We start from the raw sequence: 13,168 nt of genomic DNA, 5'->3' as shown, positions 1-13,168 counted from the left end.
CTTGACACTCGCTGAATCATTCCAACCCGAAAAAATCATTCTTTTCGGTTCTCAGGCCCGCAACGATGCTGACCAGCACAGCGATGTCGACCTTTTGATTATCACCGAAGTACATGGAAGTCGCCGTGACCTGATGGTAAAAATGGATCGCGCACTTCGCGGCAGCGGTTTTGCACGCGACATTGTCATTCTTACTCCTGAAGAATTCGAGCGCGACAAGGACATCTCGGGAACCGTCGCCAGACCAGCGTGGCAAGAGGGGAAAATTCTCTATGTCCGCCACTGACCACGACATCTGCAACAAAGTCCGTCAATGGATTGAATACGGTGACGAGGACCTGCTCCTGGCCCGTCACGGTCTCCACATGGAATCTTCCGTCCCCTATCGTCTCATTGCCTATCATGCCCAACAGTGTGCCGAAAAATATCTGAAAGCCTATCTGGTCCTGCACTCAATAGATTTTCCCTTCACCCACAATCTTGGTCGTCTCATTGAACTTGCCCAGCAAAAAAGAGGCTGGGCGGACACCCTGACAGAAGCCGAAACACTCACCCCCTATGCCATCACAACGCGTTATCCGGGAGTAGACGAACCAGTCAGCGCTACTGAAGCACGTCACGCCATTGCCATTGCCGAGCAAACTCGCGAGCTTGTAAAACAGGCTTTAACCGAGGAGGGCTTCACGCCTTCACCATAGGGTGCCCGATCCATTCAAGGTCCTTGCTGTCATCTACCGTGAAAAGCGCAACTGCCTCTCGACATAATCCAGCGCGCGTTTCGCTTCCGGATTAAACCGGTTTTGCGCCGCCTTGCGCAACAACGGCAGCGCCAGTCGCGGCTGCCGCTGTTCGATATAAACCATACCGAGAAAGCCGAGGGCATACGATGATTCCGGACTGACCTTGACCGCCTGACTCCAGAGCGTCAACGGGGAACGCCAGACCATATTCTGCTGCCAGGTCAGCGTTGCCAGAAGCAGGACAACTGCCGACAGCAGTATCGTCAACGGACGCGACCACCGCTTCCACAGCATCCCCACGGAGATCCCGACCACGATGAACACCCCGGCCAGTGGCGCATACAGATAACGATCCGCCAGCAGATAACTCAGCGGCCACAACCCCGAGGTGGGCAACCACAGCAGCCCGAACCACAGCAACCCGAAACATGCACCGCGCAGATGGCGAAAAGTCCACCACAGGGCGGTGGCATACCCGGCAAAAAAGACCAGCGCCGCGCCAATCAGCCCAACGGTCCACCCGTCAGGCACAGCAAGATCATACTCCACCGCCAGCCCGGTCGGAATCACCATTTTTTGCAGCATCAACAGCAGCGCCTTGAAAATTGTCGCCAGATAAACCGGCTCCCCCCCATCCCCAAGGTACCCCAACTTAGCCAAGATACCCCGGATCTCCCACTGGCGCTGCTGCAGCAAACGCTCGATCAGCGGCCAGCGCAGCACCCCCGCAACAGCGATCGCCGTCACCGTCGCCACACCCAGCAAGCGCGGAAAACGTAACAGCAAACGGGCCTCCCGCGGGACAAAAAGCGCCTCGTAGGCGAGGAACAACGGCCAGATCATCACCGTGTTCTGTTTGCCGTAATACGCCGTGACGGCCAACGCCACCGCACAGCCAAACCATCCCCAGCGCCGCCACCGATCCCGATCCCGAAAGACCTCAACGTAGGCGAGCAGCGCCAGCAAGGCACAAGCCAGCGCCAGGCTGTCCTTGCGATGCGAAATATTGGCCACCACCTCCACCGCCAGCGGATGCGCCAGAAAAAGCAGGGCCGCACACCAGGCGGCAAAGCGGTTGCCCCCCAGGCGCAAGGTCAGGATAAAAAGCAGCACGGCGTTCAGACCATGCCAGAAGATACTCTGCACATGATACCCCGCCGGGTTCAGTCCAAAAAACTGATAGTCGAGCATAAAGCTCAACTCGCGTAGCGGCCGACCAGGATAGCTGTCTGTGAAAAACTCCGGCCACGAGCGAATATCGGGGTTCTGCACCAGCACCACGATATCGTCATAGGTCCACTGGTGACCAAAAGAGCGGGCATACAAAACAAAACCGCCCAGCAGCAACAGCACCGCGGCGCTCAGGATTGAATGCCGTGCGCACCAGCTCAGAAATTTTTTCCCGCGCCTCCCGTCATCCATGACCGCCCCCTTCTGCTCCCGGCACCCCGGCAACCGCTTCATTCATTCGATAAATCCTCAGCACTTCCTGTGAGTGCGTATTCTTTTCGTAGTAAAGAATTGTCAATTCAAATTACGCATATTTTACAGGATGCGGATAAACACTGAAAAAACGCATCAGGTGTCTGAGCACCCCTGACAATTTTTTATGCTCCTGTGTTCCTGCCTTAATCAGCGCAAATCATGAAAACCAGCGTTTTGTTAAAGCATTTGATCTATCTGAGCAGTGTCCCGCATTTCAACAAATTAAATACACAAAATTAAATACACGTTGTCAGACAACAAGTATTGAGCTAGTATGATGTTGATTTACATGTATAGCAAAGGAGGCTCTCATGCTTGCCCTTCGATTACCTGAAGATATCGAACGTCGTCTGGAAGCACTGGCAAAACGATCAGGCCGCTCAAAATCATTTTATGCCCGCGAAGCCATTCTTGAACATCTGGATGATCTGGAAGCAGCCTACCTCTCCGACGAGATCCTGAAACGCGTCGAATCGGGGAAGGAACGAACCCACACCCTTGAAGACCTGGAGCGAGAGCTTGGTTTGGCGGATTGAAATTACCAATACTGCCAAAAAGCAGTTAACCAAGCTTGACCATCAAATCCAGACAGAAATTGTCCGCTACTTGCGAGAGAGAATCAGCACCGAGGACGATCCGCGCCGTTATGGTGCGCCCCTAAGGAAAGAACTGACAGGCCGCTGGAAGTATCGCGTCGGTGCCTATCGCCTGATCTGCGAGATTCAAGACAAAAACATTCTCGTTCTGGTTCTGATGGTTGGACACCGTAGCAAGGCTTATGGTAAAGCATAAGCCAAGCGGAAACATCCGCTACTCTACACTGTCTGCGCAAAGCAACCGACCACACACCGGTGTCAACCAGAACCATCATGAGCGCCGACGCTGCTCTTTATAGTCGTAATCGGGGTCAAACTCGACCCGATGAAACAGCCCGACCATGTCCAGCTGCTGGCGACGCAGAATATATTCCTCCAGGGCCTCCGTTACCACCGCTTTTTTAGTCTTGTGCCGCCCGATCTGCCAGGCTCGTTCAATCAATTTGTCATCGATGAGGTCGATGGCGGTCAGCAGCGAGCTGATTACGACGCGCCTTTCCCACGCTTTTTCTTGACCGTGTGCTTGAATTTCAGAACCGCGAAGTTCAGTTCTATCGAAGTTTCGGCTTCATTGCTCTGCAGGTCATCGTCGAGAATCTCGGCAATCAGTTCACCGCTTCTTTGCATCAACGATTGCTGCCTGTTTTTTGCCGGAGACTCCGAGAGTTGTTTGATATTGCGCGAAAGTTCGCGAAGCTTTGCATAAGTTTCAATAATGGCGACGGTTGCCTGCGTTGCCACCGGCCCCTTGAGAACGGTGGCCAGCATGTAGAGCCCCTTTTCGGTGAAGGCCTTGGGAATCGTTCTGGTTTTGGCGAAATTTGCGGTCGAAAGTTTCGACCGCAAATCCTCAAACTCCTTCTCACTCAATTCAAACAGGTAGCCGGGCTGAAACTTTTCGGGGTTATTTTTAACAGCTTCGTTCACTCTCTTGGTCTCGACTCCGTAGATTTTTGCAAGATCGCAGTCCAGAAGAACTCGTTGCCCACGGATTTCAAGAACCATACTCTCGACTTCTTCAGACTTGATAAAATGTGACATTTCATCTCCCTCCGATTGGGTTTTAAAATAGCTGTTCAGTTTTCAGCAGGACAAACTGTCGGGCGACTCGCCTTTTACACTCGCGCCAGGAATCGCCTGAAACTGATCATTATCCAGATGCCGCCCCATTGGCAAATTCAGCGCCTCTTACACGTTGGGGACCAGCACCAGTCGCGCCCCTGTTCCCCATTAGCCAGCTCAGTCATAGCGGCAAAACCCTCTTCAGCTGAAGCAGTGGAGACAAATCATTTCGGGTGACAAGCGCGGTGCTGTTTCGTGCATCAATAGCGTCACAGTCACCATCTTTTTCAAGGCGCAGGCGGTGAGTTTTGGCACGATGCGTGCCAAAAAAGATTTAAGAGACCCCCGGCAAAACTGGAGGGGGCTCTCGTACTAACGCGGCTGACGGCAAATAAATTGATTTCGTAATTGTCCATATGTAGTTTGAGCAACAGCCCGTGACCACACCACCTACTCACTCAGTATTTCAGCCCCAGAAGGCGCCTAGCAATCGATTGCATTGGAATTTTCCAGTTCCCGTGTATCACGCGACGAACACCCTCCCCCAGAAAACGCAATCCATTTAATATCTCATAATGACTGAGTGCTCGATATGATTCCGAAAAATAAACTTCAGCAATTTTGTCGAGAGCAAGATGCCTGAAATTGCTATAGGTTTCTGCAATTATGTTCAAAGTCATGATCTTGTCTTTCAGCATTCTTTGACGGTCTTTAGTTATATTGCTTCTAGTCATGCGGTGACGGCCGAACACACCATCGATATGGCCAATAATACCATTTTGATTTTCTACGATCTCAAACCAATAGAGCCAGTCTGAAGCCAGCGGGATTCTTCCGTCAAAAACTACAGGTAGAGACGGTCGGCGAATCATTACAGAAACAGCGTCGAAAAAGCACCCGTACCGCAGTATAAGCTCCGCAGTGCCAGCATGGAAACGATACCGATCGGAGGTCTTGTACAATACCCCGGAAAAAACATCAAACACTTCTGTGTCGTGGTAACATAAAACCCGCCTATCGTTCTCTTCCAGCCACTCGACCTGCTTCGTGATTTTTCCAGGAAGGACAAGATCATCGCCGCCGAGAAAAGCGATATACTTTCCTTGGCAAACGGCCAGTCCGCAGTTGCAATTCCCAGTTATCCCCAAGTTGACGCCTCCGAGAACCGGTACGATCAGTTCAGGATATTTCTGTGCATAGTCGTGAATGATTTGCGCCGTACCGTCGCGCGAGGCATCGTCGGCTACGACGATTTCAAGATTGCCATCATCTTGGGCAATCGCACTTTCCAAGGTTTCGCCAATGTACTCTGCCTGATTGTATGTGACAATCAGGATCGAAACCAGTGGGCACGTCACAATCCGCCTTCCCACTTTATCAGACATGAGCACCTCGCATTCTCCTGATAAGCGTCCACAACACCGGAGCCGTGGAAACCGTTATCAGCATCGCGGTTTTTGTCAAATCGACGGTTGTGTCATCCCAGCAAACAACGGAAGCGATCAGAACCAGCAGCAAACCGAGCGACAAAGTAACATAAATGCTTGGCGACAAGACCACATCAAATCTGATCCTGACGTAATAAATATTGAATATAAAATAAGCAAAATAAAGCACCGAAAAAATTAGCCCAAGCAGTTCTATCTCACTGAAATGAAGAACTATGACGAAAGACAGCACAAAAAAGAGCAGGCTCCACACAACCTCCGACAGGAAGAAAGTCTTCATATCGGCGTAAGCCACCATCGAAGTCGACAGCACCCAGCTTGTCACCTTAAAATAATCACCGATTAGCATCCACCGCAACATCTTCAGAGCAGGGGAAAATTCATTCGTATAGAGCAGGGAAACTATAAACGGTCTGAGCGCGACCACGGAGACAATCAGCGGCACCGACAAGCCGATCGATACCAGCATCATTTTCCGGATCAGGTCATTCCGACCGCCCGTATCGGACAAAGCGCTCAGGTTTGGGAGATAATAGGCGTTGAAAGAGGTAAGTATGACCATCAAGTACATCGTGCTGATTGTCCATGCGACATCGAATATCCCAGCGCCGGACAGGCCGACATGATGGACGATTACCGCACGCACGGCCAAGATTGATCCAGCTCCGGCCAGTCCCGTGATCAGGGTCACGCTGCCGATCCGGAAGAAATGGCGTTTTGAAGCAGGATCGTAGCGGCAGGATTCACCGCCGAACAGGTGCAGCCAACGCCCGTGCCAGACCATCAAAAGTGCGTACACGGCACCAGCAGCCAACCCTGCGCTCAACAAGGCAACAAATGCGACTCCGTGGCCAGCAGCCACCAACCTGGCTGCCGGAAATACCAACGCCAGCGTTACTGCGACAATGGTCACATCAACGACGGCCAACCTGCCGATGGCCCGAAAACCGTTAAGGATCCCCTTCAAAAAGACGACCGCTCCACCAATAACTGCCGGAACAGCCAGCCAGCGCACCATCGTGACCGTCTGTTGTTCCTGGGTACCGATGATCAGGACTGCCAGTTGCGGGGCAAAGCAGACAAAGATCGCGGAGACCGCCACCGCGCCCACGATAAAGAAGATCAGCGCGTTAAAGGCATAAAGCCCCCGCTCCTCCTCATTCCGGCTGGCCAACCCCTGGATCAGCGCCGTCTCTCCCCCGAAACTGACCAAGGTCGTAGCTGTCTTTTGCGCCTGCCTCAGTAAAGAGAACAAGCCGACTCCAGATGGGCCCAGCATGACGGCAATGATCTTCATGGCCACGGCTCCGAAGATCAGATTCGCCACCATACCGACGCTGGATTTACCGATCGACTTCAGCATTCTACTCATCAGGCGCCCGCTTTGACCACTTCGATGACTCGGTCGGCAACGGCAAGTGAGAGGTGGGGGCCCATTGGCAAACTCAGGACTGTGGCAGCCAATTGTTCCGCCACAGGGAATTGATCGGGGCGAAACTCTTTAGCATAAGCTTCACTCAAGTGTGGTGGGATCGGATAATGGATCATCGTCTGGATGCCATTAGAGTTAAGGTATTTTTGAAGAGCATCCCGCTTGCAACTCTGCACAACAAAGAGATGCCAAACAGGCTTGGTCGCAGTCGTAACATGCGGAAGGGACAGGCCTGGGAGCCCTTCCAGCTCTGTCAAATAGCGCCTCGCGATTTCACCTCGCCGTTGATTCCATTCGTCAAGGTGGTTCAACTTCACCCGGAGGAATGCTGCCTGTAGCTCATCAAGTCGCGAATTGTAACCCTTGATTTCGTTATAGTACTTCACTTTCGAGCCGTAATTGCGTAGGGTGCGAACCCGTTCAGCCAGCGTGTCATCATTGGTGGTGATTGCCCCTCCATCGCCGAACGCCCCGAGGTTCTTACCAGGATAGAAGCTGAACCCCGCCGCGTCGCCGAGGTTGCCGGTGCGACAGCCATTATACCGTGCACCATGGGCCTGGGCCGCATCCTCAATCACTTTGAGACGATGATGGGACGCAATCGCATTGATTGCATCCATCGCTGCTGGCTGACCATATAGGTGTACTGCGATGATCGCCTTGGTCTGAGGGGTAATTGCTGCTTCCAGGAAACGCGGATCAAGATTGCAAGTCGTAAGGTCTGGTTCTACCGGTACCGGAGTGGCCCCCGCGTAACTCACAGCCAGCCAAGTTGCAATGTAGGTATTGGTCGGAACGATCACCTCATCACCACGACCGATATCGTACCCGCGCAAGATCAGATGCAGTGCATCGAGGCCATTACCGACCCCGATGCAGAATTTCGTGCCGCAGTAGGCAGCAAATTCGTCCTCAAAAGCCTCGACTTCCTGGCCAAGAACATACCAGCCCGACTCCATCACCCGTTGGTGCGCGGCATCGAGTTCTGTCTGCAGTTCCGCGTAGGTGCCCTTCAAGTCGAGGAAGGGGACGTTCATCGTTTCACCTCGACAGCTGTCAGAAATTCCTGATAATCCCGTAAATAGTCGGACTCTTCGTAATAATTTGAGGCCAGGACCATGCTGACGGAGCCAGAAGAGAAGTTATCGAGTTCGCGCCAGATCATCGGGCAGACATAGAGTCCATAGTAGGAGCGGTTCAGGTGAAAACGTTTTTTATTGTTCCCGTCATCCAGTACCACATCAAAGCTCCCTGACATGGCGATGATGAGTTGATGTAGATCTTTATGGGCATGACCGCCGCGTTCGGCACCGCCGGGGACGTCATAAAGATAGTAAACCCGCTGAATGGCAAAGGGGACATGTCGACCGGCCTCAATGAAGGTCAGGTTGCCGCGTGGATCGGTAATTTTCGGAAGCTCTATAGCTTTGCATTTTTCTATACCCACAACTAGCTCCTAATCGTTCTCTCATTAACTAACAATATTTTGAGAATACTGATATTAACTGCATAAGCCTTGGTCGGCATGTTTTCCTGTATTCATCTTCGAGCAACGACACTGCAACTGTATTTTTGTAGACGCCGTCATAATTATAATGGTCACGTAACAAACCATCTTTTTTATAACCAAGATAGTAACGAGTTCTTAACATGCCATCATTCTCTTCCATGACATCGCCATATATTTTATGCATTTTCAAAATATCAAAAGCATAATCACAAAGGAGAAGATCCGCCTCAAAAGCGACAGGTGCATTCGCGACCCACCCTTCATCGCCAATGAGCAGTCTCCCCATCTGGACAGACTTATGGGTATCATTTATGTCGAGCAAAGCAATCATACCGACAGGTTTATCTTTATATTCTATTATGAAGTTAAGCTCATCGGTTTTAAGCTTTGCATTAATCCATGCTCGCTGTTCATCAATAGTATTTGAGCCCCGCTGCAGTAATTTCGCACGATCACTGTGCCTCCAGGCGAAAGTCATATTGGCATCATTTTCAGTTATTGGCCGAAGAGTTACTAGTTTCCCCTTGAGTATCATAATAGTGTCCTCAGATATAGTGACTCAAAAAATGTGCGGGGTCTGATCTCTGCCAACCATCGCCTAATCGCCTGTTATTCTTGTTGTAATGTCTCTTTACGTATTTTCTTGAATCTTTGATTGCGGTGCTCAGAATCATTCACTATTTCATATTTAACCGGGACTTTGTACCTTGCCATTCTTTCCATACAAAACTTACGCAGCCGCTCGACCAATGAAAATTGTTCCTCGGGTTCATACAGGGAGATCCTGGCTTTAACGACATACCCCATAACCGGATGAGGAACACCAAAAACCGTGACATCTTGAATATTGTCAGCCTGTAGCAGGACATTCTCTATCTCGGAGGGGAAGACCTTTTGCCCTCCAACATTGATCATCTCCGATTTACGGCCAAGAATGCGCATGTAATCACCACGCACCTCGACGTGATCTCCGGTACACATCCATCCATCAGCATCGAAGGGGGTTGGCGCGTTCAGATAACCGACCATATTGGCTTCAGATCTGATCCAGAGGATATCGTCCACAATCTTCGTTTCAAACCCGGTGCCGCCGATTTGCACCCAGACAGAGTCATCCCCTTCAGATTTTGATCGCAACACACCGAGTTCCGACAATCCGTAGGTCTGTTTGATCTGAGCGTTAGGGAAGATCTCTTTCGCCAGATTAAGCGTGGTTGCCGGCATAACTTCAGTACCGTAGGTAATCAGCTTGATCGAAGACAGGTCGTATTGCCTGTAACAGCGCGAGGCGATCAAGAGATTGATAAAAGTAGGGGTCACAGGGAGGAGGGTGGCACGAGATTGTTCAATAACGCGGCAGACCGTTTCCGGATTTCGATCCGGCAAACAGATACCGGTTCCGCTGTAGGCAAAGGTGGAGAGCAGAGTATTGAATCCGCCGAAATGATCCATCATCAAGAAGAGCAGGGTTCGCCATCCACGTCGTTCGTCAACAAACTTGTGCATGACCCGTTCGCAATCCTGCAATATACCTTTAGGTTTGCCGGTGGAACCTGAGGTGAATACGATCAAACCGGGCACTTCCCTCTCACTAAAAGTTTTTACCAGATTATTCTGAGCAGGGTTAGGGCAGGTCTCAAACGTCCAGGTGTCATCCGTTCCGAACCGGAATAAACACGTGACTCCAGCAAGTTTAATAAACTCAGGCAATTCATGTTCAATAGCAGATGTAAAAGGCACAAGGATGGCTTTAGCCTTCATAAGTGAAAAAATAAGGGCACACACCTGCGGAGAATACTCTCCAAGAAACCCGCAGACAACACCAGCTGACACACCATACTCGCGAAGCCGGGTATCCCACATTTCGATCATCGCCGAAAATTCGTGATAAGTGTATTCTCGTCCTTGCCAATGAAGAGCAGGGGAAGCAACCTTAGCGCTCATCCGGTTGATTATTGTTTCAATTGCAGCCATGCATCATCCCCAGAAGTTAAACCTTCATCAACAGCGATCCCCAAGAGAGCCCAACACCAAAACCGGACATAAGAATCAAATTCCCTGGTTGAATTCGCCCCTCGGCCATTGCGTTCTTGAGTGCGACCGGTAATGACGCAGAAACGAGATTTCCGGTTTGGGAAAGGTTCATATACACTTTGCTTTCATTCAACCGCAAGGATTTGGTTAAAGCCTCAAGGGTCATTTTGCTCGCCTGATGGAAAACAAATTGATCAATATCCTCAGCAGAGAGACCATGCTTTTCCATCAAACTCCGAATTTGCTTAGGCACCGTGGACTGAATGAAACTCCAAACCGCCATGCCGTCCATGTGAATATCGTTGGCAGTGCGGATGTTGCCGCTTCCATCGATTTCAACAGCTGGATTAACGACCTTCGAAAGTCGGCACCCTCCCGCGGGGATATAAAACTTGCGGTGGTTCTTGCCAGAGGTCGCTAGCATTACATCGACAATTCCATCTTCTGCATCGCTGGCAGTAATGAGTGAGACAGCAGCCCCGTCGCCAAAGAGCACCCGTGCTGAACGATCTCCAGAATTGATATAACGCGAATAGGTGTCCCCTGTGGCCAGCAAGACCTTTGTGGCGGTTCCTGCCAAAATAAGCGCCCGTGCTATTGCCAATCCATAAACGTAACCGGAACATGCTAAGTTGTAATCGAATGCCAACACATTTTCATTCAGATTCAAGTATTCATGCAACAGAAAGGCATTGGACGGCATGACATAATCGGGAGTTTGGGTACAAAATATGATTGCATCTATCTCCGTTTTGTCATGACGTCCATCCTGAAATAGTTTGTTACAGGCCCGTGCAGCTAGGTCAAAAGAAGTTTCACCCTCTTTTGCAATATGCCTCTGTAACACACCTGACTTTATTTCTACATTCCGCATATCCCAATTTGGATTTTCATTATGTAGATCGTTATTCGTAACAACGTTTTCTGGCAGTACATATTCAATGTCAAGAATTTTTACATTCATCACTGAAACAACTCCTTCTGTTTTTCGGCGTTACATATGGATAAACTGGTTATGCTGAGGGGGAGATATGAACACTTGATTCCACCATTCTTTAGCGTCCTTCACTCTCCATGGCTTACCGTGACCAGGGAAAATTACTGTCTTGTCAGGGAGTTCAGCAAACAGACTATTAATGGAGTCATTTAGCGCTGGCAAACTGCTGCCCGGCAAATCAGTCCGCCCAATATATTGATAAATTATTGTGTCACCTGTAAAAACAAAACCAGATTCCTCAAAAAAATAACAGGTACTCCCTTTTGTGTGACCAGGGGTGTGAAGTGACCGTAGATTTAAACCTTTATGGCTTATGATAAGCTCTTCAAACGCCTGAAAACGAGAGATAGCCCCCATTTTTTTCTTTGCAAAAGACATTGCATACATAGGGGCCTGCATTAAAAGTCGAATGTCCTGTTTGTGCAGCTCACATGCCAGACCATAGTGATCCGAAAGTTGCGACACCGCACCAACATGATCATGATGAGGGTGAGTCAACAGAATATGCGTCAATGTCCCATTAACGGCTGAAATGTGCTCGATAATAAGATCAGCCCTATCGCCCGGATCGATAACTATCGTGTTGGTCGATGCTTTATCGGTGACGATATAGGCGTTCTGTTTCCAATGCTCTCCGGTGACAAGACAGGAAATACGACAGCCGCCATATTCATGTTCTACGAAAAATGGTGGAACGATTAGCATACCAATCCCATATGAATAACCTGTCCGGTTATGCAACGACTCTCAGGTGCAGAGAAAAAAGATACAATATTGCATACTTCTTCAACTGTTACAGCGCGCCTAATAGTCAACTTATTTAAGACCCTCTGGACTATTTCATCGCCGAGTGCATCAACCGCATCAGTCATTAAAATAGATGGCGCTATAACATTGCATGTAATTCCAGCAGGTGCCAACTCTTTTGCCATAATTTTTGTCATCTCTACTATTGCTGATTTTGATGCAGAATAGGCAGAAGTACCTTCTTCATGGAGGCCAACAGCCATAGAAGATGTCGTAATAATTCTACCTGAGCGCTGAAGCAACATGACTTTTGATACTTCACGACAAACATAGTAGCTACCAGCAAGATTAACCTTCAACAAATCCATAAGAACCGTACCAGAAGTCATCGTCATTAAAAGATTTGCCGGTGCATGGCCAGCGTTACACACCAACACATCAACTCGCTTAAATCTATTTTTTACAGCCCTGACCCAACTCCGCGTCTGTCCTTCTTCACCAATGTCAACAAGGGAATGAAAATAATTTTCATCCTCAATCGTAGCGTTACCACGACTGCAACCGGCCACATTAAAGCCGTGCGCAAGAAAGTACTTGGCCATTCCATGACCAATACCTTTACGTGTGCCCGTTATTACCATAACTGGACGCTCTGTTTGCACCTTATTGTTCCGTTTCTTGCGTCAATGTAACAATGAACCTAGCCAAAGTTTCGACATTAAGAAACGATTTATCTTCGTTAAACGAATGAATATCATCGAGAATGAGATATATTTCTTTGCCGATCGCAGCCGACAAACGTTCCTCCAACTCTGAAATAAAACTAACGAAACCGAGAGAATCAAGCTCGGATCCCATCCCCAAAATAACGGCTTCGGCAACAAGATCCATTGAATCAGGGATAACACCAGAACGTTGCAAACTTTTCAAAGAGTCACTAATCAGCTCGTAGGTATTTCCGTAGGTCATAAATCCATCCTTTAATTGAATTTAGTTTATCTCGTACGCTTTCGTTCAAAAAAGTACGGTAGGTATCTGTATATTGACAGCCGCCTCTTGATTTAAAGCATCAAATGCGTCAGTTATCCCAGCTTGCACATGTACTCGTCATCCAGTC

At 49.4% G+C, this 13,168-nt stretch carries 17 protein-coding genes; 4 read left to right on the top strand and 13 right to left on the bottom strand.

Annotated features, from left to right (window positions below; genetic code table 11):
* Nucleotide 1: 1 nt before the first annotated feature.
* Nucleotides 2-286: a nucleotidyltransferase domain-containing protein gene (locus tag K0A93_10250; GenBank protein MBW6512474.1), complete on the top strand. Its 285-nt coding sequence runs from the start codon at nucleotides 2-4 to the stop codon at nucleotides 284-286.
* Nucleotides 273-698, top strand: coding sequence for a HEPN domain-containing protein (locus K0A93_10245; GenBank protein ID MBW6512473.1), 426 nt, complete (start codon nucleotides 273-275; stop codon nucleotides 696-698). Before K0A93_10250 ends, K0A93_10245 begins: the two co-directional genes overlap by 14 nt.
* 33 nt (nucleotides 699-731) lie before the next feature.
* Here the strand turns inward: K0A93_10245 and K0A93_10240 are convergent, their stop codons facing one another.
* Nucleotides 732-2,204, bottom strand: a complete 1,473-nt coding sequence (locus K0A93_10240; GenBank protein ID MBW6512472.1) for a hypothetical protein — start codon at nucleotides 2,202-2,204, stop codon at nucleotides 732-734.
* Nucleotides 2,205-2,536: 332 nt separating this feature from the next.
* Between K0A93_10240 and K0A93_10235 the strand changes: the two genes are divergently transcribed.
* Both K0A93_10235 and K0A93_10230 read left to right on the top strand, forming a co-directional pair.
* Nucleotides 2,537-2,761, top strand: a complete 225-nt coding sequence (locus K0A93_10235) for a TraY domain-containing protein (protein ID MBW6512471.1) — start codon at nucleotides 2,537-2,539, stop codon at nucleotides 2,759-2,761.
* Nucleotides 2,745-3,017, top strand: a complete 273-nt coding sequence (locus tag K0A93_10230) for a type II toxin-antitoxin system RelE/ParE family toxin (GenBank protein MBW6512470.1) — start codon at nucleotides 2,745-2,747, stop codon at nucleotides 3,015-3,017. Before K0A93_10235 ends, K0A93_10230 begins: the two co-directional genes overlap by 17 nt.
* A 75-nt stretch (nucleotides 3,018-3,092) precedes the next feature.
* Here K0A93_10230 and K0A93_10225 read toward each other — a convergent pair whose 3' ends face one another.
* From K0A93_10225 to K0A93_10170, 12 genes are all read right to left on the bottom strand, one after another.
* On the bottom strand, nucleotides 3,093-3,293 hold the full coding sequence (locus K0A93_10225; GenBank protein ID MBW6512469.1) for a type II toxin-antitoxin system VapB family antitoxin: 201 nt from the start codon (nucleotides 3,291-3,293) through the stop codon (nucleotides 3,093-3,095).
* An 11-nt stretch (nucleotides 3,294-3,304) separates the two neighbouring features.
* A complete protein-coding gene (locus K0A93_10220) occupies nucleotides 3,305-3,826 on the bottom strand; it encodes an ORF6N domain-containing protein (GenBank protein ID MBW6512468.1) in 522 nt (173 codons plus the stop codon).
* A gap of 515 nt (nucleotides 3,827-4,341) precedes the next feature.
* Nucleotides 4,342-5,268, bottom strand: a complete 927-nt coding sequence (locus K0A93_10215; protein ID MBW6512467.1) for a glycosyltransferase — start codon at nucleotides 5,266-5,268, stop codon at nucleotides 4,342-4,344.
* Nucleotides 5,261-6,694: an oligosaccharide flippase family protein gene (locus tag K0A93_10210; protein MBW6512466.1), complete on the bottom strand. Its 1,434-nt coding sequence runs from the start codon at nucleotides 6,692-6,694 to the stop codon at nucleotides 5,261-5,263. The genes K0A93_10215 and K0A93_10210 overlap by 8 nt, the downstream gene beginning before the upstream one ends.
* A gap of 8 nt (nucleotides 6,695-6,702) precedes the next feature.
* A complete protein-coding gene (locus K0A93_10205; protein ID MBW6512465.1) occupies nucleotides 6,703-7,800 on the bottom strand; it encodes a DegT/DnrJ/EryC1/StrS family aminotransferase in 1,098 nt (365 codons plus the stop codon).
* On the bottom strand, nucleotides 7,797-8,210 hold the full coding sequence (locus tag K0A93_10200) for an FdtA/QdtA family cupin domain-containing protein (GenBank protein MBW6512464.1): 414 nt from the start codon (nucleotides 8,208-8,210) through the stop codon (nucleotides 7,797-7,799). Before K0A93_10200 ends, K0A93_10205 begins: the two co-directional genes overlap by 4 nt.
* Before the next feature lie 28 nt (nucleotides 8,211-8,238).
* The gene (locus tag K0A93_10195) at nucleotides 8,239-8,808 is read right to left on the bottom strand and encodes a GNAT family N-acetyltransferase (GenBank protein MBW6512463.1); all 570 of its coding nucleotides are present in this window, start codon (nucleotides 8,806-8,808) and stop codon (nucleotides 8,239-8,241) included.
* Between the two features lie 74 nt (nucleotides 8,809-8,882).
* A complete protein-coding gene (locus K0A93_10190; GenBank protein ID MBW6512462.1) occupies nucleotides 8,883-10,247 on the bottom strand; it encodes a long-chain fatty acid--CoA ligase in 1,365 nt (454 codons plus the stop codon).
* A 16-nt stretch (nucleotides 10,248-10,263) separates the two neighbouring features.
* Nucleotides 10,264-11,271 (bottom strand): ketoacyl-ACP synthase III, encoded by a 1,008-nt coding sequence (locus K0A93_10185; protein MBW6512461.1) that lies wholly within the window; start codon nucleotides 11,269-11,271, stop codon nucleotides 10,264-10,266.
* Between the two features lie 30 nt (nucleotides 11,272-11,301).
* Nucleotides 11,302-12,009, bottom strand: a complete 708-nt coding sequence (locus K0A93_10180) for an MBL fold metallo-hydrolase (GenBank protein MBW6512460.1) — start codon at nucleotides 12,007-12,009, stop codon at nucleotides 11,302-11,304.
* Complete coding sequence (locus K0A93_10175; GenBank protein ID MBW6512459.1) at nucleotides 12,003-12,653, bottom strand: SDR family oxidoreductase; 651 nt, start codon at nucleotides 12,651-12,653, stop codon at nucleotides 12,003-12,005. The genes K0A93_10180 and K0A93_10175 overlap by 7 nt, the downstream gene beginning before the upstream one ends.
* A 61-nt stretch (nucleotides 12,654-12,714) precedes the next feature.
* Nucleotides 12,715-13,020 (bottom strand): hypothetical protein, encoded by a 306-nt coding sequence (locus K0A93_10170; GenBank protein MBW6512458.1) that lies wholly within the window; start codon nucleotides 13,018-13,020, stop codon nucleotides 12,715-12,717.
* Nucleotides 13,021-13,168 lie beyond the last annotated feature (148 nt).

The sequence above is a fragment of the Desulfuromonadaceae bacterium genome, from assembly GCA_019429445.1.
In the GTDB taxonomy this organism is placed as follows: Bacteria; Desulfobacterota; Desulfuromonadia; order Desulfuromonadales; family JAHYIW01; genus JAHYIW01.
This window is presented reverse-complemented; position numbering and strand designations above follow the sequence as displayed.

Coding starts and splice junctions, on each gene's coding strand:
- K0A93_10245 (MBW6512473.1), top strand. CDS start 273: ATGTCCGCCACTGACCACGACATCTGCAACAAAGTCCGTCAATGGATT.
- K0A93_10240 (MBW6512472.1), bottom strand. CDS start 2,204: ATGAAGCGGTTGCCGGGGTGCCGGGAGCAGAAGGGGGCGGTCATGGAT.
- K0A93_10235 (MBW6512471.1), top strand. CDS start 2,537: ATGCTTGCCCTTCGATTACCTGAAGATATCGAACGTCGTCTGGAAGCA.
- K0A93_10220 (MBW6512468.1), bottom strand. CDS start 3,826: ATGGTTCTTGAAATCCGTGGGCAACGAGTTCTTCTGGACTGCGATCTT.
- K0A93_10215 (MBW6512467.1), bottom strand. CDS start 5,268: ATGTCTGATAAAGTGGGAAGGCGGATTGTGACGTGCCCACTGGTTTCG.
- K0A93_10210 (MBW6512466.1), bottom strand. CDS start 6,694: ATGCTGAAGTCGATCGGTAAATCCAGCGTCGGTATGGTGGCGAATCTG.
- K0A93_10205 (MBW6512465.1), bottom strand. CDS start 7,800: ATGAACGTCCCCTTCCTCGACTTGAAGGGCACCTACGCGGAACTGCAG.
- K0A93_10195 (MBW6512463.1), bottom strand. CDS start 8,808: ATGATACTCAAGGGGAAACTAGTAACTCTTCGGCCAATAACTGAAAAT.
- K0A93_10190 (MBW6512462.1), bottom strand. CDS start 10,247: ATGGCTGCAATTGAAACAATAATCAACCGGATGAGCGCTAAGGTTGCT.
- K0A93_10185 (MBW6512461.1), bottom strand. CDS start 11,271: ATGAATGTAAAAATTCTTGACATTGAATATGTACTGCCAGAAAACGTT.
- K0A93_10180 (MBW6512460.1), bottom strand. CDS start 12,009: ATGCTAATCGTTCCACCATTTTTCGTAGAACATGAATATGGCGGCTGT.
- K0A93_10175 (MBW6512459.1), bottom strand. CDS start 12,653: ATGGCCAAGTACTTTCTTGCGCACGGCTTTAATGTGGCCGGTTGCAGT.
- K0A93_10170 (MBW6512458.1), bottom strand. CDS start 13,020: ATGACCTACGGAAATACCTACGAGCTGATTAGTGACTCTTTGAAAAGT.